Raw genomic sequence first — 23,389 nt, 5'->3', positions numbered from 1 at the left:
GGCGGGCGGATGACCGGCGGTCAGCCACCCCCACACGCAATCACGTCACTGGACATCTATGCTGGAAGCCGAATAGGCCGTGCCGGACACGTTCTGGATGCCAGCGGGCTGCACGGAAAAATTCGTCCCATTGCCGCTCATCCGGGCGTAACTGCCAAACAGCACGACCGAACCCTGATGCAGGGCCTGTATGCCGTATGTCGTGTTGTTCGTGATGGTTGCGGAACCACCCGTCACGCGCCCGCCATCGGCGGTGATGCCAGCAAGCCTGTTATTGTGGATGCTGGTGCTGTCTACGCTGGCATAGCCGCCGTTAACCGCATTGACGCCGATATTGTAGCCCGAAATGTTCGACCCGCTGAATTCGGCCGATGCATTGCCGGTAATCCACGCCCCCTGCCCCTGCGTTGCAATCAGCGCGCCGCTCAGCGTCATGTTGTGCGCCCAGATATGGCCGCCCGTCAGGCCGACAACGCCGGATACGAGTGATTTCGACCCGGTGGACCCGTCGATGTAAAGCGAGCCACCGCGTTCGGCATCGTAATTGGACCCCAGCGTGATGGCGGGATAGCTGTAATCGCTGGCATCGGTTGCCGAACACGGCGTGCATACAATCACGCCGCCGCCACGCGCCATGGCGTTGACATCGCCCGCCACGGACATGGTCACACCCCCGTTGGGCGCGTTGAGGACGCCATTATTGTCCGCCACCATGGAATAGTAGAAGTTGCGGATCACCACATGGCTGCCGACATGGATGTTCGACCCGCCGCCATATGCCTGTATGCCGCCGCCGTAGCTCTGCGAATTCCAGATATGCCGTCCTGCCGGGTCCGTGGACGCCAGCGATGCGCTGCCATCGGTCGGGGCCTGAATGGTCACGCCGTCTATCAGGCCGATCCTGCCGCCATCATAGGCCGTGAAGCCCCCTGTGTTGGTGCCCTTCGTGCCCGTGAAATTCAGCACCACCTTCGCCGGGTTGGCGGTGTCCCCCACAACCTGCACGGACTGTGTCCGCGTGACGTTGGTGAAGAACTGGTTGCTGATGTTGTAGGTGCCGTCCGCAATGCTGATCGTAAGCCATGCGCCATTGAGGAACGTGGCATGCAGGGCCGCATTCCACGCATCAAGCGGATTGGTGTAGGGGCAGCCCGATGCACATACGTTCCATGTCGTATTCGCGGTTATGAACCACGATTTCGGGCTGTAATACCTGTCGACCCAGAACGTGTTGGGAATGGCGGTGCCGCTGGCGCCTGGAATATCCTTTGGTTCAAAGGTTTCATTCCCGCCATTGAGGACAGGCGCATTGATCCTGCCGCTATTCACATCGACCTTTTTCCCCATCCATGCCGCAACGCTGTCCGCTGTTCCGGCGGAACGGACCATCGCACCGGGGTTTCCCGTCGCCTGATAGGACTGCCAGTCCGGCATGGACTGCGCCCCGGCCGCAACGGGCAGCGCGCACAGGGCGGTCGCAAGGAAAACGTTTCTCATGAAATATCTCCACCGAAATCATTATTGACTTCAGCTTCTATCGCTACAGGCGTGCATTGTACCCATGCAATCGTGCCCGCTGGCAGCACCGCTGCAATCCTGGCCATCGTCTGTGGGGACGGTGCGTCCGTGCCCCCTGTCGGCAACTGGGCGAAAAGCCGGAACGGGGCATGGCGCGACCCGTATCTCAGCCCCGGTGTCCCGTAACCATATCCCCCGCCGGTGGCCGGGCTGGTGACGCTGCCCAGCCCCTTGCAGTCGGTGGCGCTGCGTGGCTCGATCACGCGCCCGGCCGTGCCGAGTTCATCGGCCAGCACATTCACCACATCAGGCCGCGTGCCCAGCGAGGGGAACAGCGCTTCCTCAATGCGGGTGCGCAGGGCGTCATCACCCTCGCCTGCGGCGCGGGTCAGGGTGGTGCCGAAAAAGTCGGCGGCGAACATGTCCAGAAACGCCCCGCTCATGCTGGCAAGCCGTGTCTGGTCATTCGTGCCCGCAAGAAGGGCCCACACCCACGCAGACAGATTGCCGAAACCCTGCAACACGGCATTGAGGACGGGTGCAGCCTCCACCTGCCCCGTGGCGGGTGGCGCGGGGAACCAGCCGGATGGCAGCAGTGCGCGGATGCGCAGGGCGAAGCCATTGGGGGTTACATCAGCCAAAATCCACCGCCCCGGCCCGATAGGCCGTGCCGGTTGTCGCAGGCAGGTCCACAACGCCACCGGCCAGCGTCACGCCGGTCACGTTGGTAACGGATGTGCTGGCGGCGTAGGCGATCTGGATCAGGCGCGAATAGCTGGCGGCATCGCCAATAGCCAGACCGTTGAGGTAGGTTGCAATGTTGGTGCTGATCGTGGCGTCCACCGTGGCAAGGTCGCCGGTGCCGTTCACGCTGACCGTCATGGCCACCGCCGGGCGCACCACATCGGGGCGTACCACCTGAACGGATACGGCAGCGGGCCGCACCGCATCGACCGATGTGTAGACCTGCACGATGACCGCATCAGCCACATCGCCCGACCCGTCATCGACATATACCACCACATTGCCCGGCAGTGCCGCGCCGGATGTGTCGATGTTCTCCACCACCTGATAGATCAGGTCGGCGGATACATCCGTCACCGCGTTCTCGATCGCGGCCATCGTGGCCTTGGACCGGCTGTTGATATAGGCGACAAACCGCGTGCGCAGGGCTGCATCCGTCTCCCCGTCGCTACCATTGGTCAGGGCGGCGGTGTTGGTGACGGTGTCGATGCCGGAAATGGCCGTGCCCAGCAGGCAGACCGCCCCCGCCGCCACGTTGCCCGCCGCGCCGGTGGTTTCGCACTGCACGGGCACCGTGATGGATGCTGTCCCGGCGGGGCGGATATAGGCGTTCTGCGCCGCTGACCATGCCGGGTTCGTGCTGTCTTCAACCACGTCATAAACAAGGCTGGATGCCGTCTTGACCGTATCGCCAGCCGCGATGGTGGCCGACTGGCTGGCGGGGGAAAAGGATGTGAAGGTGACCATACCCGTGGCGGTGGTGCCCGGCAGGCGGGACAGGCCGAAATCCTGCACGAAACTGTCCACGTCCGCGCCGGTGGATGTCGCCAGCCGCGTGCGGGATAGGATCTGCAGCGCGATGAACTGGAACCACAGCCCCAGCCCCGCAACCGCTTCCAGCATGGCGCGACCGGCGGACCCCACATTCAGGTCCAGCAGCGCGGGACACGCGCCCTGCGCGCTGGCCACCATATTGCCCAGCGTGGTCTTGAAGGATTGGAACGTGATGGCCACGCGGCCCTCCGTCTTGGTTAGGGTGATTAATCCTGTTTTTTCAGAAAACCCGCGCTGACGGCGCGCAATACCGGCGCAGGCTGCGACATCGCCAGTGCTGATGCGTGCATTGCGCTACGGCATGAAACGGCCCCGACGGGCCACGGCCAGCGCAGGGAACGGACGCCCCATAAAGGCCACGGGAACACACCCCGCCGGGCGGCCATGCGGACAGGCACGACATGGTGGGAGCGGAAAGGGGGAAACAGGGTGCGGCATCCCTGTCCCCAGACGCATACAGCCGCATGCACGGGGCATGCGGCTGTAAAACCGGATCGGGGCCATTTCAGCCCCTTAAGAAATATGAAACGTGCAGGCCGGTCAGCCGGGCTGGATTTCGATCCTGCGTTCGCTCGGCTTTGCCGGTTCGCGGCGCGGCAGGGTGACATGCAGCACGCCATCCTTGATGCGGGCGGTGATCCGGTCCTCATCCACGCCTTCGGGCAGGCTGAAATGTTCGGCAAAGGCGCCGAAGCTGCGGGTGGATACGTGCTGCTTGTGGTCGCCTTCGGCCAGCGGGCTTTTCTTCTCGCCCGAAATGCTCAGCACACCATTGCTGGCGTTAAGCGTGATGTCCCTGTCCGAACAGCCGGGCACTTCGATATAGATGTGGTAGCCTGCCGCGTCCTCGGTAATATCCGTGGCCCCGATACGGCCCGAACCGAAGGTATCAGGCGCGCGGTAATCATCAATCAGCCTGCCCACCTGGCGCTGAAGCACCGCAAACGGGTCCGCCACCCGCGCCGTGGCCGTGCGTACTGGTGTCGCAACAAATGTCGGTCGCGCAATCATGGTCATTCTCCTCAAATACATAACCGGAGCGGTCTGTTCCGGGTCATGTCCGCCCTGCATGACGGATGCTGCGGCCAGTGATCCCCGCCCGCCGTGACGCAGATCAATCCTGTCATGCGCTTCATTATGGTCTGGAATGACTTTTACTGTTTCGAAACAAAGAAAACCACACAACCTGCCATCAACATCCAGAAACGGCGCAATGCAGGTCAGTATTGCAATAATAAACGCCCCTGCCCGCTTCTATGCGCGGGCGGAACGGATATAGTCTGACAGACTCGTTATAACACGCGGCACCCCGCATCGGGGTCGCGCAGATTGGGAAAAAGACATGTCCGTTGAAAAGACGCTTCGTGACGCCATCGAGAAAAAAACCGTGGTCGGCTTTACCTTCAGCGCCAGGAATTACATCGGTTCGCCCCACGCGCTGGGCGAGCGTGACGGCACGGCGCAGGTCCTGATCTATCGTGGCGAGGACGCGCACGAAAAACGCGTGCCTCCCACCGGGGAATGGAGCGTCCTGCCGCTGTCCGGTATCAGCGACATCCGCCTGCTGCCCGGTGAAGCCTTCCATGTCGGCCACCCGGACGCCAGCGTGCAAAAGGAGCTGCACAAGGTCACGCTGCGCGTCGCATAAACTGGCCGGAACAGCCATCCGCGCTGCGTTCAGCCTGTCAGCGTCAGTTCTTGCACCGTACCGGTGGTGGCGTCGGTGTAGGATATGGCCAGCAGGCAGGCCCCGGCCTTCGGTGTGGTCAGCGTGACCGTTACGGGCCGTGTCTGGTCCACCCCGGCTTCGGCCTGCGTCTGGGCCAGCACAAGCGCGCGGATGGCTGCTTCGTCCATGACCGCGCCAACCTTCGCGGGCAGTCCGGCGCCATAACCGGGCTGCCAGATATACGCACCGGGATTGGTGCACAGCCTGCGCAGCAGCGCCTGCCTTGTCTGCTCCGCCCCCGTTACGACGGACAGGCCGCCCGTGGCGGACAGCGCCAGATCACCGCCCGCAATGTGGGATAATGCACTCATTCCTGCCCCGCCATGGTGGTGTATGATATGTTACGGGCCGCCGCATCATTGCGGAATGCCCGTAACACCCGGCGCGCTGCCGACCGGGTGGGTATGTTCGCGGCCCGAAACGCCAGCGGCCTTCACGTCCGCCTGTCCCGTAACCGTCCCCTGCGCCGTCATGTCCCGGTCGGTCGTGATGCTGCCGCCACGCATGGCCAGGCCATCCGCCGTCAGCGCCATCGTCACGCCGCCTACCGCCCATGTCAGCCCGCTGGCGTTCAGGGTTGCGGTCGCATCCCCCGCCCCGGCATGGATCGCGGTTTTCGTCATGTGCCACCACGGGGCGTTCTGGCCCGGCGAACCGGGTACGCCACCAGCCTGCGCCGGTGGCGGGGCGCAGCCGCTTACGATCAGCACTTCCCCCGGCTGGGCCACCTGCCCCGTGGCGGGTGAAAGGGGCGGCATCATCACCGCGTCATAAACCGGACAGGCGATGACCGCATGTTCGGCGTCGCCCTCGATGGGCGTGACAAGCACATGCGTACCGGTATCGGGCATGCAGGCGATGCGCAGGCTGCCCACCTGCATCGCGCCATAGGGCACCCAGCCGCTTTCCACGCCCGAAGGCTGGAGCGTGACCTTGACCGCGTGGTTGACCGGGTCCACCGCGCTGACCAGCCCGAAACCGGGCTGCGCCAGCCCATGCGCCATGCCTGCGGCGATCATGCGCGGGTCAGTCATCACTGTTCTCATCCTTCGTCACATCGCGCAGGCGCAGGACAAGCTGCTGCGAAAAGCCGCCATCCCACGAAAAACTGCTCTCGACCGCATCAATGTCCAGCGTGCCATCCCATGTCGTGCCCGTGCCGCTGACCTGCATGAACTGGCGCGGCTGCAATGTGATGCGGCCCGGTATGGTGCCGCTTACGGTGCGGGCATGGGCTACGATCTGGTTATATTTGCACCACGCAATGCGTTTGACGTCATCCAGCCGCGCGCCGGGGGCGGTGAAGCTGTGCAGCGTGCCGGTGCCGCCGGGGTTTGCGGGCGATCCACCGGCGGCGGACCAGTAATAATCCACCCGCGTACGCTGCCTGCTGTCCCACGCCGTGACGTGTACGATCACGCCGCGCGCAATCTGGTAATCCCGGCTCAAGCGCAGGAAGCTGGCCCCCATCGCAACCGGGCTGTCCGGTCCCGTATCGGTATAGTCCAGATTATGCGTATTGGTGGCGTCCGCCGCCGGACGGGGCGCGCAGATGATGGTGGTTCCATCAGCATACAGGTCGCAGCCGGACAGGACGGCCAGATGGCTGGCAAGGTCGAACGCGGTCTGGAAACGGCAGTGGCTGGCGGCGGATACGCGCTTGTGCTCGACCTGCCAGAACTGTCCCACCATCGCGTCATCCATGTTGACCTGCGGCGTCAGCCCGGCTGCGGCGATCATGGCGCGGACCACCCCGGCCCCGGTCATGTTCATCCACCCGTCGACAACCCGCATGTCCAGCAGTCGCGCCAGATAGTCGCGGCACTGGACATGGACGGATGTTTCCGCCGGGCTGAATGCAACATGATCGACAAGGCCACGGAACATGGTGGTCCACTGCGCGCCGGACTGCGCTTCGTCACGCATCTGCAGTTCGATGTCGATTTCGGACAGAACGCTGCCCGCCGCCGGGTCCGCCAGGTCGAACCACAGCCCGGTGCCCGGCACCTGCGTCCGGTCCAGCGCCAGCGTCAGGTCCAGCGTGTCGGCGCGGCTGTAGCGCGTGCGGGCAAGGCTGAAGCGTTCCAGCCCGGTTTCAGGCCGCGTCGCCCCGTTGACCAGCAGCCGCGCGCGCGGCATGCGCCACGGCGGATGGCCACGGCTGGCGGTTACGGTCATGCTTTCGCTCATGACGATACTCCCGCCACCCCACTGTCCTGCGTGGCGTCAACGGGGGGCAGCGTCAGCACCACCGGCGTTGCAAAACCACCCAGATCCGGATCATCCAGACCATTCAGCCGCGCGATCCGCCACCACTGCGTCGCATCGCCAAGCTGGCGTGCGGCCACATGATAAAGCGATATGTCCGCCGCCGTGACCTTGAGTGTATTCGCCATGGGAAATGATCCTGCCTCTACGCGGTGACGGGCGGTCCGTTCCGTGCCCCGCCCGTTGCGGTTATGGTGTTGGCGTAGGCCCGGTTGACCAGCGCGCCGGATGTGGCGGCGGTGGCATGCAGCGCGGCATTCGCGGTCAGGGTGGACAGGCTGGCTGCATTGTCCGGGCTGATTGCGTCGATATTCGCCCCGGTCTGGCTTATGGCGGTGGTCAGTCCGCTGCCCGCCGCCTCCAGCCCGGACAGCACGCCGGTCACGCTGCCGGGGACCGAGGCCAGATTGACCCCCGCCCCAGACAGGCCACCGACCATGCCAAGCTGGTCCTGCACGCCCGCGAACACGCCACCCGCGCCGGTCATGTCCGCAATGGGCGTCACCTGCCCCATGACGGTGGCGAGCTGCCCGGTCACATCACCCGCAACACTGGCCACATCCGCCAGCGTCCCGCTCAGGCCCGACAGCGCCGATGCCGCATCACTGCCCACCAGCGCGGACAGACCGGACACACCGCCCGATGCAGCCGCAACCTGCGGCGGCTGTTCCAGCACCAGCCGGTACGGGATCACAACGCCCTTATGCGCGTAATCGAAGGCGTACTGGACAATACGCACCATAAGCGACAGCCCCGCCCCGGCGAAGGCAACGGGTACCCCCGCAATGCGCATCTGCTTGAGCACCATGGCGCGTTCGATGGCGGTGGGTCCGACAAAGGTGCCCTGCAGTTCCAGCCGGTCGGGATCGTTTCCCACCGCATCGATAATCCGGTTGCCACCGGGCAGGCGGTGTATGGCGACCTGCTGCGTGCCGCCATCGCGTATGACCTGTGGCACTTCCATGCCGGTCAGCGTCAGGCCGCCAATGGTGACGGGGGCGGACGCCCACAGCCGCCCGATGGAACCGATTGCGGTTTCCGTGTTCTCAAGGGTCAGGGACATGATGGTTTCCGCTGCACGGACGCGGTGCAGTATTACGGTTGCATGATCCCGCCGCACCGCCTTACGCGGCTATGCCATCATGGCTACTGTCTAACGCCAGATCGTGCAGGCGGGAAGGACGCTTTATGCGGCTCACGGGTGCTGGTGGTGTTTACAGCCCGATGGAACGGCCCGGTAACTGCGCATGGCGCACGCCATCGGGCGCGGTGCCGGTGGCGCGGTGTTCATGCCGCGCGCGGCTGGTGTCGATACGGGCGACGGCCTGCCCCAGTACGTGGTGGTCCAGCGTTACCGGTATGGTGACCTGAATTGCGGGCGGCGGGATGTTGCGTGCCGCCACGGGGGCAACATCCCCTTCCCGACGCGCAACCGGGACGGCGGGCGCGATGAAGGGCGGCCTGCCCTGCGTGGGCCAGACAGACCGGACCGGCTGGGGCACGCCAGACCGGGGCACGACCGACCCGACCGTCCCCGCACCCGTGGGCACGAACACGGCCTGCTGGACCGGATACCCCGTCGGGGCATAAGGCGCGCCTGCCACGGGCGCGCCGCCCGATGGAAGCCATGGCCGACAAACCGGCGTTATCACCGGCCCGCTGCGCGGTTCACGCGCGGGCGGCAACGCCACCGTTCCATGCACATCCCGCCCGGCCTGAACCCATGCAGCGACAGGCCCGGCGGCACGGGCATAATCCCCCCCATGCCCCGCCGGGCGCACCATACGGGGCGGCATGACCATATGCGCAGCAGGACCGGATGCGCGCAGCCACGCCCCACCGCCATCCGTGGTCCCCGCCGCAATAGCCGTGGCGACAGGCAGCGCAGGGGCCGCCACCCGATCCGTTCCGCCCCCTGTTATACCGACATCATGGGGCAGGTTGGTCTCCACCACACGGGCAGGCATGAAAATGGCAGACGTCAGGCGGGACACTGGCCCGGCCATCACAGCCCCCTGCGCCACGAAACGGCGCGCAGGGGACAGCGTATTCCCGTAACCGGACACTTCTTCCCGTGCCATCGGCATCCAGACCGGGCGGGCATGGCGCATTGCCGCGACGGGCTGCACGCCATCCTGCACGACGGAGCCCGCAGCGTTTCCGCCACGCCACAATGACGGCGCGGCAGGCGTGACGGCGGCGGGAAGTGCGGTGCGCGCATTTCCCTGCATGGGGAAAAGGAAAGGCGCCCCGACGCGGGACACACCGGCCACCGGGTGCGTATGGGGAATGCTGGCGGCCAGTGCTGCGATGGGCGGCGCGGGTGGCAGGGCGGTCATCACGCCCCCATCATCCCCCTTCCCGCCATGGGGGCGTGGGATGAACGGCATGAACCCCACCCGTCCCGCGCCCCCTGCGGCGATGCGCTGGATGATGCGCGCCAGCATGCCGGTCAGGCCCGTTCCGCTCCGCAGTCGCGCGATGACGCGACCCGGCACACCGCCCCCACGCGCCATGACGCGCGAAAGCCCCGTAACCCGCCCGGTCCGTGCCGATACCCGCACCGCATGCACCGCCGTCATGTAAGGAAAATCAGCCCTCGGGCTGTTCCCATTGCTGGGTGTTCCAGTCATACCGCCCGCCTGCCAGTTCCCCAAACGCGACAAGAAACGCCATGCGCCGCACGCGCGGCATGGCCATGGCGACATCCCACGGCACCCCGTTCCTGATCAGGGCCGCGACCTCGATCAGGGCGGGGTGCCGACTCAGTTTTTTGCCGCTGTGCCCTCGGCCTGCGCCGCCGCCTGTCCGTCCGCGCCAAACAGGGCGGTGGACAGGGCCTCGATCCCCGTATGGCCGATCTGGTTGGCAAGCTGTTCAAGCTGCACGCGCGTCTGCGGGCGGATGACGGGCACGGTGTCGATCGCCTCGACCGATGTGACCATCAGCGCGTATTCCATCCACGCCGTCGATGGCGTGGCCGGGCCCAGTTCCAGCAACGCCAGCACGTCTCCCGGTCCGCGTTCGCGGTAGGTGATGGTGCGGCCATCACTGGTCTTTACTGTTCTGTCTGTCATGGCATGACTTTCGGTTCGTGGCGGGATCAGGAAACGCGGTTGCGCGCGCGGGCGCTGAAGCTTATGGCCTGCGTGACCAGCATTTCGGACTGGTAATGCCCCGCATCGGACAGCTGGATCGACGCGCCGACATATTCATATGTGCTCAGCGATCCGTCGCATTCGGTCACGTACTGGTAAATGCTGCCCAGCAGCACCGTGCCCGCGGCCCAGAACCCGCTTTCGATTGCGGCGAACAGGTCATCCGCGCCGGAACTGTCGCGCTGGAAGGAAAAGTGGCCATTCCAGCCGTTCGGCACGTCATAGAACATGGGCATGTCGTTGAGCGGGCTGGACGAAATCGCGCTGGTGCGCTGCTGGGCCTGAAACCCGGTAACGGTGGGCAGGTCGATGCGGCTGCCGTTATAGACCAGCACCACGCGGCAGTCGCGGCCGATATTGAAAGGCTTGGCGGACATTCATCGCTCCGTAAGGAAGATGGGCCACCCGGCGGGCGGCCCGTGAAGTATTTCTGTTGGCGGCAGCCCGTTTCGTCAGGTGGCGGACGTGCCGGTGGCGACGGTCACGCTCGCCCCGCCCTGAAGGTTGACGATGAAGAAGCGGTTGATGCCCTGGTAGCGCACCTGCACGTCCGCGCGGACATAACCCAGCGCCGTGCGCGACTGCGGGTTGTTGGTGCTGTCGCACACCACGGCATACGACGTGCTGTCCGCAAGGATGCCGCTGCCCGCCATGCCAGACAGCGTGCCCAGCAGCACGGCGCGGATATCGCCAAACAGCGTGGGACTGATGACCTCACCCACGAACGCGCCCATGCCCGCATTGATGGTTTCGGCAATGTAGTTGGTCAGGCGGGTATAGGTGTCGTCCGCCGTGTCGGCATCGGACGATGTATTGATCCCGCCGCGCACCGCCCAGTAGGCCCCGCCGGGTGCCGGATTGCAGATCACGTCGATCCCCGCGCCGAACAGCGCGGACAGTTCGGCGGTGGAATAGGTCGCGGCCATACCGCTGGACACCAGTCCCGCCTTCTGGCTGCCGATCACGCCCGAAAGCGGCTTGTTCAGGCTGGACTGTTCGGGCGACAGGCCGCCAAGGATACCGGCAGCGAAGGCCTGCGGGGGCACCAGCATGTCGCCATTGGCATCGTCATCCCACCACAGCCAGTCACCCAGCATCAGCTTGATGGCGTAGCTGTCCACCCCGGCTGCCGCTTTCTGCGCCGCAGCACTGGCGATCGTGTCGCCTGCGGGGCCGGTGGCGATCATGTACACGCCTTCCTCCAGCCCGAAGGCCGCCTGCGTGGTCCATGACGTGCTGTCGCTGATCCCATGCAGCAGGCCCAGCGCGCAGCCCTGCCCGCGCAGGGCGTACATCCCGGTGCGGCTGGCCCCGTCGGTGCCAAGGAACGCCGCCGTGGCCGGAACACCGCCATCCGCACCGCCCGCAAGCGTAACGGACCCCGCCGCCAGCACCGGCACTGTGGCGGGAACCGTGGCGCGGACCAGCGCAGCGCCATCGGCCGCAAGGGCCGTGGCCAGCGCCGTCCATGTCGCGCCGCGATAGGTGCGGCTGCCCAGCACGGCATGGCTGATGTTCAGGGTATAGGCGGTGGTGATGATCGCATCCTGCACCAGCGTCGCGGTAATGGCGTTACCCGCGCTGCCGGTATGGATGGCGGTCAGTGTAACCCCCGCCAGTTCGCCCGTGGCGGCGGCGTCCGTCCCGTCGCTTACCCGCACGCAGCGAAAGTCGGATGCGCCCTGCAGCAGCGCGATGTTGACCGCCGTGCCGATGTCGGTTGCCATCGCCTGCCTGGGGCCAAAGGCGCCGAGACAGTCGCCCATGCCGCCCACGATGACGGGCGTCGCCACGGCCCCCCATGCAGCGGTGCCGACGATGCCGATGCGCCCGGTGGCGACACCGTTGAGCGCCAGCGTCTGCGGCTGGAGGATCTGTACATACAGGTCGGGCACATTCAGGCTGTTGGTATTGAGCTGCCCGGACTGGTAGATGGTCATTGCGTCTGTCTTTCCCTGTTGCGCGGCATGCCGCGTGGAAACCGGTTTGGTGTGGTGGGCGGATCAGGCCGGGGCGGCAGGCCCCAGCAGCACATCGCCTTCGATCGCGCCGCCGGGCAGGCCTATGCCGCCCGCCAGCATGACCGGGGCCGGACGGGTCAGATCCGTATCGAACGTGACCAGGTAGTGCGCGGGGCGCGAGAAAAGGCCGCGGTTCATGGCGGTGTCGTCATTGCTGGCGGCGCGCGCCTCGATACGGAAGGTGGAGCCGTCCGCGTCCGTCAGCCAGTCATTCAGGGCCAGCGCATCACTTGCCGCCCGCCCCAGCGCGTCACGCGCGGCGGGTGTGGCGGACCATGTGGTGATGATGAACATCTGTTCCTGCCTGCGCGCGACGCAGCGCGTGGTCACGACCCCCGCATTCAGCGCCTGCACGCTGGCCGCCCCCGGTATGGTGATGGCGCCGCCCGTCGCCACGGCGCCCGGTAGCGGTGCGGCAAGGGCCGCGGCGATGCTGTCCGCCGTATCGTCCGCCGTGGCGACATGCAGCACGCATGCGGCCCCGCCGTAACCGGGCAGGCCCGTCACCCGCAGCCCCAGCGTGCCGCAGGGCGCTACCCCCGGTGTGAGCGTGACCACGGCGGTCACGCCCGTCGCCCCGATGGTGGCCGTGGGCGCGCGTGCCGTATCCATCCGCCACGGGCGACCCAGCGGTTCGTCCAGCCGCGCCCATGAATCCGGCACGTCGGCAATGCCGATGAAGTCGCACCCCTGCTGCACTGTCCGCACCATGCCGCCAAGGTCGGCCTGCGTCAGCCCGCCACGGCGGATGATGACGGGTCGCCCCGTTACGGCGCTGCCGGTCGTGCCATCGGGGCAGATGGCGGCGGCCAGCACGCCTGCGATGGCGGTGGAAATGGTGGCGATATCGGCCATGGCCTGTCCGCTCCTGCTCCCTGTGGTGGATAGGCAGCCGCCCTGCCCCGCATCCGTCATGGACGGGCACGGTTTCGGGCCGGTTCTGCCAAGAGGTTGGAAAAGCCGGTTCCCCGCCCGCCCCGTTTCACCGGGGCCGACTGACGGGGCCTAAACCTGCTGCTGCTGGATCTGGCAGCGCGTGCCCCACGGCCCTGTATGCGTGCCGCCGATGGTGTAGCGCGTGCCGTCCCCGTCCGTGACCCACATGGCGGGCTGCACCATGATGCCCGGAATGGCGGGCACGAACATTTCCATCCCGCCACCATGGATCGCGCCGGGCTGTGCCGGTCCGGGCACCGTAGCGCCCCCGCCCGCGCGGATCATGGCGGGCCAGCCCGTGGCAAATGTCACCTGCGCCCCGACATCGCCCGATGTGGCGTAGCCGCCCGGATCGGCCTGATCCGTCCCCTGCGCCGTGGTGCCGGTCAGTGTTATCGTCGTGCCGCACAACACGCATAAGGGGGGGCGGAAGGGCACGCACCGGGCGATGAAGGCCGTATCCGCGCCGCAGGCAAGAATGTCGCCCGCCCGCACGTCGCGCGTATCCATCAGCGCGTACACGAACGGCACATCCCACAATGCCGGGCCGGAGAAAGTGAAATCCCGCTCGGCGCTGAAGGCCACCATGACCCGTGCATAAGGACTGGCGCAGGGGGCGAGCGCATCGGTGGGGCGGAACTGCGTGGCGGGCGCGCCCACATGGCAGGCCGTGCGCGCGAAGCCACGCGCGGCAAGGCTGTTCAGGGCTGTCTGGTCCATCAGATGATGATTTCCCCCGTCCCGCGCAGCCCCGGCCCCGGCGGCACGCCCATGAAATTGCACAACTGCACCCGCCAGCGCGTGTACAGCATGAAGCGGTCAGGCACTTCGCTACGGTTGCGGGTCCACACGGCGGCGCGGTCGGTATCAAGATTGGCGGTGGCGGCCATGATCGCGCTTTCCAGCATCTGGCACTGGGTCAGGAACGCGCGCGCCTGCGCACATTCTTCGGGTGCGAGGTTACGCAGCCGCCATTCATTGAACCCGTAAACGCGGAAAAACCGCCATGACTGCATGCCGCCATCCTGTCCGCCCATGGCGGGATAACCCATGTAGCGCCGCGCCTGCGCCAGTTCCGTATCCACCAGTGGCGTGTCCGCCATGGCACCGGCAACCGGCAACGCAACCGGCGCGCAGGTGGCGGGCGGGGATGAGACCGGCGTGGTGGTGTCCGCGCCGCAGGGGGTGTCTGTCATGCTGTCGCCTCCGTTTCCTGTCAGCGCCGTTTTGCGGGGGAATGCGGGATTGCAGGGTCACCCCACCGGCCGGTTGCGTGCCGGGCGGGAGAAAGGGGCGCGGGCAACCCGCCCGCGCCCCGTCAGACCCCTCAGGCCCCCGCGCCAAGGCTTTCGATCACCACCCCGCGCTTGAGGTAGCTGTTGGTGGCGGTGGGAATGACCGTGGTATTGGCGGTCAGGTCCGTGGGCAGCGCGAAGCCACCGATCCACGACCACGACTGCGCGATGATCTGCGCCAGACGGTCCAGCGCCGGGCGGGTGATCATGCACACGCCCTCCACATCCGTCAGTTCGCCGCCATCCAGAAGCGGGGCGTAATGCGTGCCGATATTGGCGTAATCGCCTTCGATCAGCGCGCCCTGACCGCAGATGATGGCGCGGTGGATCGCCCCCGCCCCCAGCGATGCCTGCTGCGGGGCCTCCGTCGTGGGGATGAAGCGCACGCCCAGCAGGTCGAAGATCTGGCCGGTCTGGTACGTGTCGGACCCGTACTGCCCGCGATACAGCAGCTTGAAGTCGTCATCACGGAACAGGCCAAGCAACTGCGCGTTGTCCAGATAGCAGTGATAGACGCCGCCTTCCGGCGTGGGCACGTTGTTGTCACGCAGCACCGCCAGCGCGCCAAGGATCGACTGCACCGTCAGCAGGTCGCCCGTTGCAAGGGCCGCCGTGGTGGCGCGCGCATTGGGCCGCAGCACCAGCGGGGCCGTGGCGGCCACCACCGCATTGCCTGCCGTGCCATTGGATACCGATACGCTGGCGCCCAGCGTAAGCGTGCCCGAAATCCCTTCCGGCGCGGTGGAGGTATTGGTGGCGTCAGCCGTCACGCCCACCAGCGTATAGGACCCTGCCCCGATGGTGACGGTCATGCCGGCGGATGCGCCAACGGACACCACCTGCCCCTCGGCGGAAAGGATGTTCTGGAAACCCCGGATGTCGTCCACCGCAACGTCCGTCCCTGCCGAACCCAGCGTGGCGGTGACGCGCGTATTGCCGCCCAGATAGCCGCCCACCCCGTTCTGCGCCCCGCCGAACAGCGCATTGCGCGCCAGCCGGTCCAGCGTCTGCCGTGCATTGATGCCAAGGCGCGATGCGTTGGCCAGGAACTGGTTGGCGATGCCGACACCTTCCGTTACCTGGTTCAGGTCCATGGTGTTGCCGTACTGGTTGATGGTCAGCGTGTACTGTTCCACCGACCATTCGGCGGGCGTCATGCCGTTGTCGAAGCTGGTATTGGCGGTGGGGTTGAGCGGCGTGGTCGCAGGCGGCAGCAGGCCCGCGCGGGTATCGGTAATGGTCTGGCCGATGCGGGCGGGAAATTCCATCTGGTCCGCGATGGAGCGGAAGCCCAGCCGCGACTGCAGCGCATCCTGAAACGCGCGCGACAGGAACCCCTGCTGGATGACCGGCTGCAGGGCGGCGGGGAAATTGGCAATGGCCATGAAGTTCATTTCCTTGAAAGAACAAAAAAAGCCGCCATGCAGGACTGCACGGGCGGCGGCAGGGGTGGCCATGACGGCAGGCGTCATGTAGGGGCCGGGGTGGTTGGAAGATAAGGGGCACGATACGCACGACCCCTTGCCCGTTCCGCGCAGCATCGGGCGCGGAACGGGTAAAAGGTGGTGTTACGCAATAATGATATGGATATCAGTGCCGATACAGGCACGGAATATGTAATGATCCGGATGTCCCCTCCATCCTGACCTGTCAGGGCATGCAGGGCTTCAGCAACACCGAAAGACGCGGGACGGTTCCAGTGGGCCGCCCCCGCGCATGCCTTCCGGTCCTGTAAATCAGGCTTGATGGCGGCAGGCACGCAATACCTGCGTAACGATCCCGCCCCCTGCATCCGTGTTCCGGTCTGCCGGTCCCGCAGGCGGGACCGGCACGGTTTCAGTTCGCCACCGGCCAGCGCAGGCCCGCCGCACCCGCTGCCGCCCTTACATCGCGCGCGCCAGCCGTGCGGGCATCGAACGGGGCGGGATCGCCCGCACGCGGCGCGGGGCCTGCGGCGGTGGTGCCGGTGGCCGCACCCGATACGTGCTGCGGCGTGGTGAACAGGTAGGCGCGGCTTTCACGCGCGGCCTGCATGATCGTGTCCAGCCCCTGCGGCAGCCCGTCATCGCCCAGCGTCACGCCCGACAGGTCCACCAGACGCACCACATCGGCGGGTTCCACAGCCCCCATGCGGGCGGCAAGGGCGCGGGCTTCGGCGCGGATGACGGCGCGATCGGCACGGGTGCGGGCCGTGCTGGCCTGTTCGGCGCTGCGGGCAAGGTCGGCCTCCAGCGCGGTGCGGGCGCTTACGGCTTCATCCCGTTCGGCGCGCAGGGCGGCCAGTTCATGGCGCAGGGTATCCATGTCGGGGGTCTGGGGAACGCTGGATCGGGTCATGTCGTACCTCGGTTTTTTTCAGGGTAAGGTCAGGTCTGGCTTTCGGTCACGATGCGCGCCCATTCCGCATGGGGCGCGGGGCACCCGGCGCGGGCGGCGAAAATGGCGCAGGCCGTCTGCCGTGAGACGAAACCACCCTGCACCGCCGCCCCCAGCCCCTGCGCCAGTTGCGCAAGCTCGGCTTCCGTGCCGGGGAAATAGGGCGGCCACTGCAACGCAAGGCCCGCAGGGTCCAGCCCCGCGTAATCCACCCCGCCGATGCGTATGCCGCCCGCGATCACCTGCGAAAAACGGCACGCCATGCGATACAGCGCCAGCAGCCCGTATTCGCCATAGGACAGGCGCATCCGGTCCGCCAGCCACAGCAGGGGCTGGTACAGCATCTCCATCGCGCGGCCCGACGTGGGGGCGGACAGGCTGTCGGCCTGTGCGCGGTTGCCGTGTATCTGTTCCATCACGCTGGCGCGCAGTTCGCGGTAATGGTCACGCATGGCCCCGGCGGCGTCGCCGTTGATTTCCAGCAGCTTGGCATCCCCATCCAGCGGCAGGGTCAGCGCCGCCGCCGCCCCGCCGCTGGATGCGGGCGTGCCATCGGCATACGGGTCCGCCCCCGCACGGATGACAAGGCGCGGATCAGCACTGTATTTCAGCCCCCGTCCCGCCTGGGACAGCAGGTAATCGCATTCGATCACCGTATCGATGGCGGGCGCGAACGTGCATGGCCCGTCCATCACGCCGGGGGCGGCAAGGTTGGCCATCCACACCCACGGCACGAAGCCCAGACCGTGATGCGTGCCGCGCGTGGCGTCCACCCCCGTGGGCGGCCCGGCATCGACGCGCTGCGGGATGTAAACGTGGCAGTCCGCCCGGTCCCATACGCGCTGCCACCAGAACACGCTGCCCATTTCATCGGGCGCGATGGGCCAGCCCTGCGCCAGCAGGATGGCGCCCGTCACCTTGTAGCGTTCGGTAACGCTGGCCAGCGTGCCATCCGCATCCCATTGCGGGGTCAGGTACAGCGTATCATGCACCTGAAAACGCAGGTGGCGGTCCACCGCTTCCACCAGCACGGCAACCGACCCCACGCTGCCGCGCGTCGCCGCCTGTGTCATCAGGGCGGGCAGCGCCGTTTCCGCCGCCATCTGCGCCATGATGGCAGGCAGCGCCGGATCGGACGCCACGGTTGCGGGCCAGTGCGACGCCCCGAACAGCAGCGACACCGCATCATCCACCACCGCGCGGCACATATTGGTCCGCACCGATGGCCTGCGCCGCGCCAGCGGTATGTATTCCCCCGCCCCGTTATATTCGGTGCCGAAGGGATTGGGGATGGCGTCGTACTGCGTGCCCGCCAGCACCCGGCCCAGTGCGGCAAGATCATGCGCGCGCGGCGGCAGGTCCGGGTCGCGCGGGTAGGTTTTTTTCAGTTCCTGCCAGTCCATGCTCTCTCTCCGGTATCAGGGCGTGCGGGGTGATGTGTGATCTGGGGGGTGCGGTCACGGCGGAAGCGCGATAGACAGGCCGCCATGCGACACGGCACCCGTGGGGAGGAAAAAATTAATGGATATCAGTCCCCTGTTCCTGACACCGATCCGGCTGGGGGTGGCTTTTGTGGCCATCGCGGCGGTTGTGGCGGTGGTGCGGCGCAGGCGGCCATCCCTGCCGCCCCCGCCCGCATCCGGGTGCCCGCGTCCCGTCCCGCCCGACCTTGCGGGCGATGCAGGGTTCAGCGTTCCCGTATCCATGACCGATTACGACTGGGCGGTGCGGCTGTACCAGCCCCGGCCCCTGCTGTCGGTATGGGAACGCCGGGTGCTGGATACGCTGCGCATGCAGGTGCCGCGCGGCTATCATGTCTGCCCGCAGGTGCGCATGGCGGATTTCATCGTGCCACGCGGCCCGGACAGCACCGTGAACCGGCAGGCGTTTTTCAAGATCGCATCCAAATCCATTGATTTCGTGGTGGTGGACGAAGGCACCGGCGCGGTGGTGCTGGGTATTGAACTGGATGACGCCACCCATGCCCGACCCGAACGCCAGTACCGCGACGGGCTGGTCAACGCCGCCTTCGCCCATGTCCGCATCCCGCTGCTGCGCCTTGCCCCCGGTGCGCGGGTGGATGTTACCCGCCATTTCCACCCCGTCCCGGCCTGACGGGCGGGTGGGCATGACAGGGGCGGCTATTCATGGGATAGGTGGACCCGCCTTGTGGCGCGTCGTCAATGAAGATGGGGAAAGCTGATGGTGTTGCGTGATCCGGGTTCAACATCCCCCCTGCGGATCTGGCTCGACAGCCGCAATACGGGGCGTCCCGGCGGGACCGGGGTTGCGACCTACACCACGGGCATGCGCCAGTGTTTTACGCAGATGGGCTGCGATGTGACCTATCTGTGGGACCGCGCGCCAGACGCCACCGCCCCCCCACCCAACACGCCCGCGCGCAAGGTGCTGCGCTTCATGCACGCGCTGCTGCCCTTTCCCACGCGGGTACGCAGGCGGCAGCGCCCGGATACGGGGGAGAGGTGCTGGTTCGTGCCGGACCTGTTCCGGCTGGCCAATGTGCATTTCCGCATCTGGAACCGCCCGCTGCGGCTGTGTGGCGGTCAGCCGCCCGCCATCATGTATTCGACATATCCCCTGCCCTTTCTGGTGGATGACGCGATCAACGTGGTCACGATCCATGACCTGATCCCGCTGACCCACCCGGAACTGACCGGCATAGACCGGACCTTCATGGAAAAGCTGCTGCGCCAGCAGGTCGCCCTTGCGGATGTGGTGGTCACCGTTTCCGAAACGGTGCGCCAGCAGATCGTGGATATGTTTCACGTTCCCGCCGACAGGATATTCAACCTCTACCAGCCCGTCAGCATCACCGATGCCGAACGCCGCGCGATGGAGGCCACCCCCGCCATCGCCCCCGCCGGGTGTTTCCTGTTCATCGGGCGGGTGGAAGCGCGCAAGAACATCGAACGCCTTGTGGCCGCGCATGCCCTTAGCGGCACGGCCCGCCCGCTGGTCATCATGGGGCCGGACGGGGATGACCAGCCCGATTTCACCCCCCGCACGCCCCGGCAGCAGATCATCCGCATTCCGTGGTGCAGCCGGGAATCCCTGCTGCGCACGCTGCGCGACGCGCATGCCCTGCTGTTCCCCTCCCTTGCCGAAGGCTTCGGCCTGCCGATCATCGAGGCCATGGCCCTTGGCGTGCCCGTCCTGACATCGCGCGGGGGCGCCACGGGCGAAATCGCGGGGGATGCCGCCCTGCTGGTCGATCCCCTGGACACCGGCGACATCACGCAGGGGATCGCAGCCCTTGACCGGATGACGGCGGACACCGCGCAGTGGCAGCAGATGGTGGCGCGTGGCCACAGTCAGGCGGAGCGTTTCTCCCCCGCCGCGCAGATCGAACGGATGACGCCTTTCCTTGCCCACCTGTCCCGCCTGTCCGCAACCGGGCGCTAACGTCCGATATTGAACCGCGTCGGCACCCACCGCGCGGGCGCGGGCGGCGGGGTGGACAGCATCAGGTCGCTCAATGCCCAGACCAGCGCATCCGCCCGGTCGGGCGAACGGGCGCCGTGATAGCCGCTGGCGGAAAACTGGCATAACTGCTCCTCCAGCACACACAGGGCGCCGTGGTGGGTGACGCGCCCCTGTTCATATAACGCCGCAACCGGTTCGGCCCGCGCGGCCTTGCCCCGGCTGGCCGTAACCATGCGCAGGGCGGCGTTGGGGTTAAGGCCACGCAGGGTTGCTTCCACCAGCGCGCCGCCAAAATTATGTTCCGCCACGATCCGTTCGGCACCCCAGTCGGCCTGCGCCTGCAACGCCGTGCGCGCCCAGCCCGCCGGACTGTCGCGGCGGGACAGGTCGGCCAGCACATGGCCCATACCCGTCCCGTCCACGCCGCAGACGACAATGCCGATTTCATCCGACCGGGTATCTTCCGCCCCGCTACAGCCCGATGGATCGACCGCCACCACAATGCGCCGCATCCGTGCGGCCACGGCGGGGCGCGTGGCGGGGGTTATGGGGGCGTCGCGGCGGAAATCCTCCATCCGCCACAGCGCACCATCCACCGCCTGCTGGTATTCCCCCAGCATGAAGCGCCTGCGCTCGCGTTCCGGCAGGGCCTCAAGCTGCGCCAGATACCCTGCCGAAAGGTTGGCACGGTTGCCATCGGGGTTGAGCCGCATGGTGGCATAACGGTCCCGACCGGGCAGCGGCGCGCCCGATACCGGCTCCACCCCCTGTTCAAACACCCGATACAGCCAGTGGGCGGTGGTGGGCGGGTTGGCGTCGATATATTCCTTCAGCGCCAGCGGTGATTTCTGCGCAAGACGGGTAAGCAGCATGTTGCGTGCGCCATAGGTGATCTGGCTGGCTTCGTTCAGGTAAACGGTCGCAAACTCCAGCCCCAGTATCTTTTCTGTCCGGTCCTCATCATCCAGTCCGCCGAATACGATGGTGGAGCCGTTGGGCAGCTCCACCGTCCAGTCCGTGCGTGACAGCGCCCATTCCACGGTGGGAAAGCACCGCCGCATGACGGCGGGAAACGTATCGGCCACCACCGTCGCCCGCAGCGCGTTCAGCCGGTGGCGGAAAATGCCGTGCCGCGTCCCCGCCGCCTTCAGCGCGCGGATGACAACGGCGCGCACCAGCACGAAGGTCTTGCCCGACCGCGCCCCGCCCCGCAGCAGGATATGGGTGACATCCGTGCCCAGCAACCGGTTGGCGGCGTGCTGGTCAGCGGTCAGGCTAAAGAGCTGCGTCATCGGGCGAGATCGTGACGGTGATGGCGGGCTGGCCTTCCCCCCGGCGTTCGGCGGGGGCACGCAGGCGGGTTGCGACCCACATGCGCGCTTCCATGCGCAGCTTGATGGCGGGCACGTCATCGCGGCCGGTGGCGTGGTCGGCTATGGCTATGATTTCCTCGGCCAGTGTATCGGCGGCGGCTTCGCGCGCGGCGGCGTACAGGGCGCGGAAGCTGGCATTGTCACGCAGCCAGCGGAACACGGTAGCCCGGCGCGGCATGCCCGCATCCGCGCATATGGCGCGCAGGCTGTGACCGTCCGCCAGACGGATGCAGATTTCCTCGGCCAGTTTCCGGCTGTAGCCACCCCGCCGCGCAGCCGTGGCAGGGTGCTGGGGCATGGCGGGTTTTCTCCGTAAACGCCAGCGCCCGGCACCGCGTTGGCGGCCACCGGGCGCGGCTGTCTCATGATGTGATCCTTATGTCGAAAAACCATGCAGGCAGCAAATACATCGCGCGGTACGCAGTATTTCAGGGCCGCATGCGCCCACGGGCCGCCATATCTTACGCAGGCAGGCCGCTTTCGGCTATCTTGTTGAAAACAGGCGAGTTTTCATCAATCTGGCAGTAGCTGAAGCCGGTTACGCACTGGACAAGGGCGACGGGAATGTCGAACCAGAAATCAATCGCGCCGGGCGGATAGCCGCAATCGGCCTCCTCCTTTTCCATATCCGCGATGATGTCGGACAACTGCGCAGGCGGCGTGCCGGTTACGTTCAGGTCATGCGGGCCTGTCGCGCCATCATGGGTGACGGACCAGATTTCCACCCCGTCGCGGTAACAGGCGGCGGCGCTGCGATAGGCGGGTTCGTCGATAAAGGAGGTGACGATGGTGGCCCCCGCCCCGCGTTCCGGCAGGGTGGCAAGGTGGGCGCGGGCATCGTCGGCGCTGTTGCACCACAGCGCGGTCCATCCCCCCGGCAGCGAGGCCACGGCGCGGCAGGCCGGGCGCGCATCCTCCGCCACGCCGCTATCGGTCATGGCAAAACGGCGCAGCACTTCGGCCCGGTCAATGCCGTGGACCACAAAAACGCCAATGGTATAGCCCGCCGCCCGCGCAGGATGGCTGCGGACGTAGGGCCGCAGCCGGATGGGCGGGAAAATGTCCTGTATCCCGTCCTCCAGCAGCGGGGCGTCGAACTTCACCTGTCCGTTGATGAAGCCATAGGGAAACACGATCTGCGCCGCCGTGCCATCACGATGGGCGCACATGACAATGGCCGCCGTGCCCGGATCATTCTGTCCGGGCAGGATGACGGTGCAGTTGACCACACACGCCGCCGCCCGGCGCGGGCCAGCACGCACCCTGTCACGCAGCAGGCCCTGCACATGGGCAAGCTGGCCTTCCGCATCCGCCGTGTCGGGCGGATTATCCACCCGTTCGATGCCGCCACGCTGGTCCAGCACCGCGCCAAGCGGGGCAAAAACCCCCTGCGTTACCAGCAGATTGCCCGCTTCGGGCAGGAGTACTGCGGCCAGACGGTCAAAATCCTGCCGTGGCGTCGCCAGCCATGATGGCAGATCCGCTTCACGCCAGCCTTCGTACCAGTCCATCACGCCACCCTTTCGCGTCATCCGGCAGCCCCGGCACCCGAAACAGCCCTTTACGGACACACATGTTGGTTTGGGGCGGGGATGGTGTCAATCCGCGCGCCCTGCGGAAGTATCCGCCATGATTTTGCAAAAAAGGGCAGGCATTGGTTATCACACAGGTATCAGCATGGCATATATAACCA

At 66.5% G+C, this 23,389-nt stretch carries 26 protein-coding genes; 3 read left to right on the top strand and 23 right to left on the bottom strand.

From position 1 onward, the window contains the following. Positions 1–45 precede the first annotated feature (45 nt). The 4 genes from KSAC_RS02140 to KSAC_RS02125 all read right to left on the bottom strand — a co-directional run bounded on the left by KSAC_RS02140 (position 46) and on the right by KSAC_RS02125 (position 4,107). Complete coding sequence (locus KSAC_RS02140; protein WP_118963328.1) at positions 46–1,497, bottom strand: hypothetical protein; 1,452 nt, start codon at positions 1,495–1,497, stop codon at positions 46–48. Further along, the gene (locus tag KSAC_RS02135) at positions 1,494–2,159 is read right to left on the bottom strand and encodes a hypothetical protein (RefSeq protein ID WP_132303930.1); all 666 of its coding nucleotides are present in this window, start codon (positions 2,157–2,159) and stop codon (positions 1,494–1,496) included. The genes KSAC_RS02140 and KSAC_RS02135 overlap by 4 nt, the downstream gene beginning before the upstream one ends. Beyond that, positions 2,152–3,276 carry a baseplate J/gp47 family protein gene (locus KSAC_RS02130; protein ID WP_132303928.1) on the bottom strand — a complete coding sequence of 375 codons (1,125 nt, stop codon included), beginning with the start codon at positions 3,274–3,276 and terminating at the stop codon, positions 2,152–2,154. Before KSAC_RS02130 ends, KSAC_RS02135 begins: the two co-directional genes overlap by 8 nt. A gap of 360 nt (positions 3,277–3,636) precedes the next feature. Next, a complete protein-coding gene (locus KSAC_RS02125; RefSeq protein WP_243705267.1) occupies positions 3,637–4,107 on the bottom strand; it encodes an Hsp20/alpha crystallin family protein in 471 nt (156 codons plus the stop codon). A gap of 331 nt (positions 4,108–4,438) precedes the next feature. Here KSAC_RS02125 and KSAC_RS02120 point away from each other — a divergent pair, with 331 nt between their 5' ends. Next, positions 4,439–4,744: a hypothetical protein gene (locus KSAC_RS02120; protein WP_102323765.1), complete on the top strand. Its 306-nt coding sequence runs from the start codon at positions 4,439–4,441 to the stop codon at positions 4,742–4,744. Between the two features lie 29 nt (positions 4,745–4,773). Here KSAC_RS02120 and KSAC_RS02115 read toward each other — a convergent pair whose 3' ends face one another. The 16 genes from KSAC_RS02115 to KSAC_RS02045 form a co-directional block, all read right to left on the bottom strand. Further along, entirely contained in the window at positions 4,774–5,136 is a 363-nt protein-coding gene (locus KSAC_RS02115; RefSeq protein ID WP_102323766.1) for a phage tail protein, read from the bottom strand. Between the two features lie 45 nt (positions 5,137–5,181). Continuing rightward, the gene (locus tag KSAC_RS02110) at positions 5,182–5,859 is read right to left on the bottom strand and encodes a phage baseplate assembly protein V (protein WP_132303924.1); all 678 of its coding nucleotides are present in this window, start codon (positions 5,857–5,859) and stop codon (positions 5,182–5,184) included. Continuing rightward, on the bottom strand, positions 5,852–7,015 hold the full coding sequence (locus KSAC_RS02105; RefSeq protein WP_132303922.1) for a hypothetical protein: 1,164 nt from the start codon (positions 7,013–7,015) through the stop codon (positions 5,852–5,854). Before KSAC_RS02105 ends, KSAC_RS02110 begins: the two co-directional genes overlap by 8 nt. Then, on the bottom strand, positions 7,012–7,221 hold the full coding sequence (locus KSAC_RS02100) for a hypothetical protein (protein ID WP_102323769.1): 210 nt from the start codon (positions 7,219–7,221) through the stop codon (positions 7,012–7,014). The genes KSAC_RS02105 and KSAC_RS02100 overlap by 4 nt, the downstream gene beginning before the upstream one ends. A 17-nt stretch (positions 7,222–7,238) precedes the next feature. Beyond that, the gene (locus KSAC_RS02095; RefSeq protein WP_102324228.1) at positions 7,239–8,156 is read right to left on the bottom strand and encodes a hypothetical protein; all 918 of its coding nucleotides are present in this window, start codon (positions 8,154–8,156) and stop codon (positions 7,239–7,241) included. A 151-nt stretch (positions 8,157–8,307) separates the two neighbouring features. Beyond that, positions 8,308–9,675 carry a hypothetical protein gene (locus KSAC_RS02090; protein ID WP_132303920.1) on the bottom strand — a complete coding sequence of 456 codons (1,368 nt, stop codon included), beginning with the start codon at positions 9,673–9,675 and terminating at the stop codon, positions 8,308–8,310. A gap of 10 nt (positions 9,676–9,685) precedes the next feature. Beyond that, the gene (locus tag KSAC_RS17695; protein ID WP_279433719.1) at positions 9,686–9,811 is read right to left on the bottom strand and encodes a hypothetical protein; all 126 of its coding nucleotides are present in this window, start codon (positions 9,809–9,811) and stop codon (positions 9,686–9,688) included. 47 nt (positions 9,812–9,858) lie between these two features. After that, positions 9,859–10,170, bottom strand: coding sequence for a hypothetical protein (locus KSAC_RS02085; protein ID WP_102323771.1), 312 nt, complete (start codon positions 10,168–10,170; stop codon positions 9,859–9,861). Between the two features lie 26 nt (positions 10,171–10,196). After that, positions 10,197–10,628: a hypothetical protein gene (locus KSAC_RS02080; protein ID WP_102323772.1), complete on the bottom strand. Its 432-nt coding sequence runs from the start codon at positions 10,626–10,628 to the stop codon at positions 10,197–10,199. A 75-nt stretch (positions 10,629–10,703) separates the two neighbouring features. Further along, complete coding sequence (locus tag KSAC_RS02075) at positions 10,704–12,191, bottom strand: phage tail protein (RefSeq protein ID WP_132303918.1); 1,488 nt, start codon at positions 12,189–12,191, stop codon at positions 10,704–10,706. A gap of 63 nt (positions 12,192–12,254) precedes the next feature. Beyond that, positions 12,255–13,127 carry a hypothetical protein gene (locus KSAC_RS02070; RefSeq protein ID WP_132303916.1) on the bottom strand — a complete coding sequence of 291 codons (873 nt, stop codon included), beginning with the start codon at positions 13,125–13,127 and terminating at the stop codon, positions 12,255–12,257. A gap of 150 nt (positions 13,128–13,277) precedes the next feature. Then, complete coding sequence (locus KSAC_RS02065) at positions 13,278–13,928, bottom strand: hypothetical protein (protein WP_132303914.1); 651 nt, start codon at positions 13,926–13,928, stop codon at positions 13,278–13,280. Then, the gene (locus KSAC_RS02060; RefSeq protein ID WP_132303912.1) at positions 13,928–14,404 is read right to left on the bottom strand and encodes a hypothetical protein; all 477 of its coding nucleotides are present in this window, start codon (positions 14,402–14,404) and stop codon (positions 13,928–13,930) included. The genes KSAC_RS02065 and KSAC_RS02060 overlap by 1 nt, the downstream gene beginning before the upstream one ends. A 131-nt stretch (positions 14,405–14,535) precedes the next feature. Beyond that, positions 14,536–15,888, bottom strand: a complete 1,353-nt coding sequence (locus KSAC_RS02055; protein WP_110547860.1) for a DUF4043 domain-containing protein — start codon at positions 15,886–15,888, stop codon at positions 14,536–14,538. Between the two features lie 451 nt (positions 15,889–16,339). Beyond that, a complete protein-coding gene (locus tag KSAC_RS02050) occupies positions 16,340–16,840 on the bottom strand; it encodes a phage scaffolding protein (protein ID WP_165927272.1) in 501 nt (166 codons plus the stop codon). A gap of 29 nt (positions 16,841–16,869) precedes the next feature. After that, on the bottom strand, positions 16,870–18,282 hold the full coding sequence (locus KSAC_RS02045; protein ID WP_132303910.1) for a phage portal protein: 1,413 nt from the start codon (positions 18,280–18,282) through the stop codon (positions 16,870–16,872). 118 nt (positions 18,283–18,400) lie between these two features. On the opposite strand from KSAC_RS02045, the gene KSAC_RS02040 reads away from it, so the two are divergent. Beyond that, positions 18,401–18,994, top strand: coding sequence for a DUF2726 domain-containing protein (locus KSAC_RS02040; RefSeq protein WP_132303908.1), 594 nt, complete (start codon positions 18,401–18,403; stop codon positions 18,992–18,994). An 87-nt stretch (positions 18,995–19,081) separates the two neighbouring features. Next, a complete protein-coding gene (locus tag KSAC_RS02035) occupies positions 19,082–20,302 on the top strand; it encodes a glycosyltransferase family 4 protein (protein ID WP_132303906.1) in 1,221 nt (406 codons plus the stop codon). Here the strand turns inward: KSAC_RS02035 and KSAC_RS02030 are convergent. From KSAC_RS02030 to KSAC_RS02020, 3 genes are all read right to left on the bottom strand, one after another. Then, entirely contained in the window at positions 20,299–21,615 is a 1,317-nt protein-coding gene (locus tag KSAC_RS02030; protein ID WP_132303904.1) for a phage terminase large subunit, read from the bottom strand. The genes KSAC_RS02035 and KSAC_RS02030 overlap by 4 nt on opposite strands. Further along, complete coding sequence (locus KSAC_RS02025; RefSeq protein ID WP_132303902.1) at positions 21,599–21,994, bottom strand: terminase small subunit-like protein; 396 nt, start codon at positions 21,992–21,994, stop codon at positions 21,599–21,601. Before KSAC_RS02025 ends, KSAC_RS02030 begins: the two co-directional genes overlap by 17 nt. 163 nt (positions 21,995–22,157) lie before the next feature. Next, positions 22,158–23,228 carry a hypothetical protein gene (locus KSAC_RS02020; protein ID WP_243705266.1) on the bottom strand — a complete coding sequence of 357 codons (1,071 nt, stop codon included), beginning with the start codon at positions 23,226–23,228 and terminating at the stop codon, positions 22,158–22,160. Positions 23,229–23,389: the final 161 nt, after the last annotated feature.

The organism is Komagataeibacter saccharivorans (genome assembly GCF_004348195.1).
GTDB classification, from domain to species: Bacteria; Pseudomonadota; Alphaproteobacteria; order Acetobacterales; family Acetobacteraceae; genus Komagataeibacter; species Komagataeibacter saccharivorans.
The sequence above is the reverse complement of the archived record's forward strand: the minus strand, read 5'-3'. Positions and strand labels throughout refer to the sequence as shown.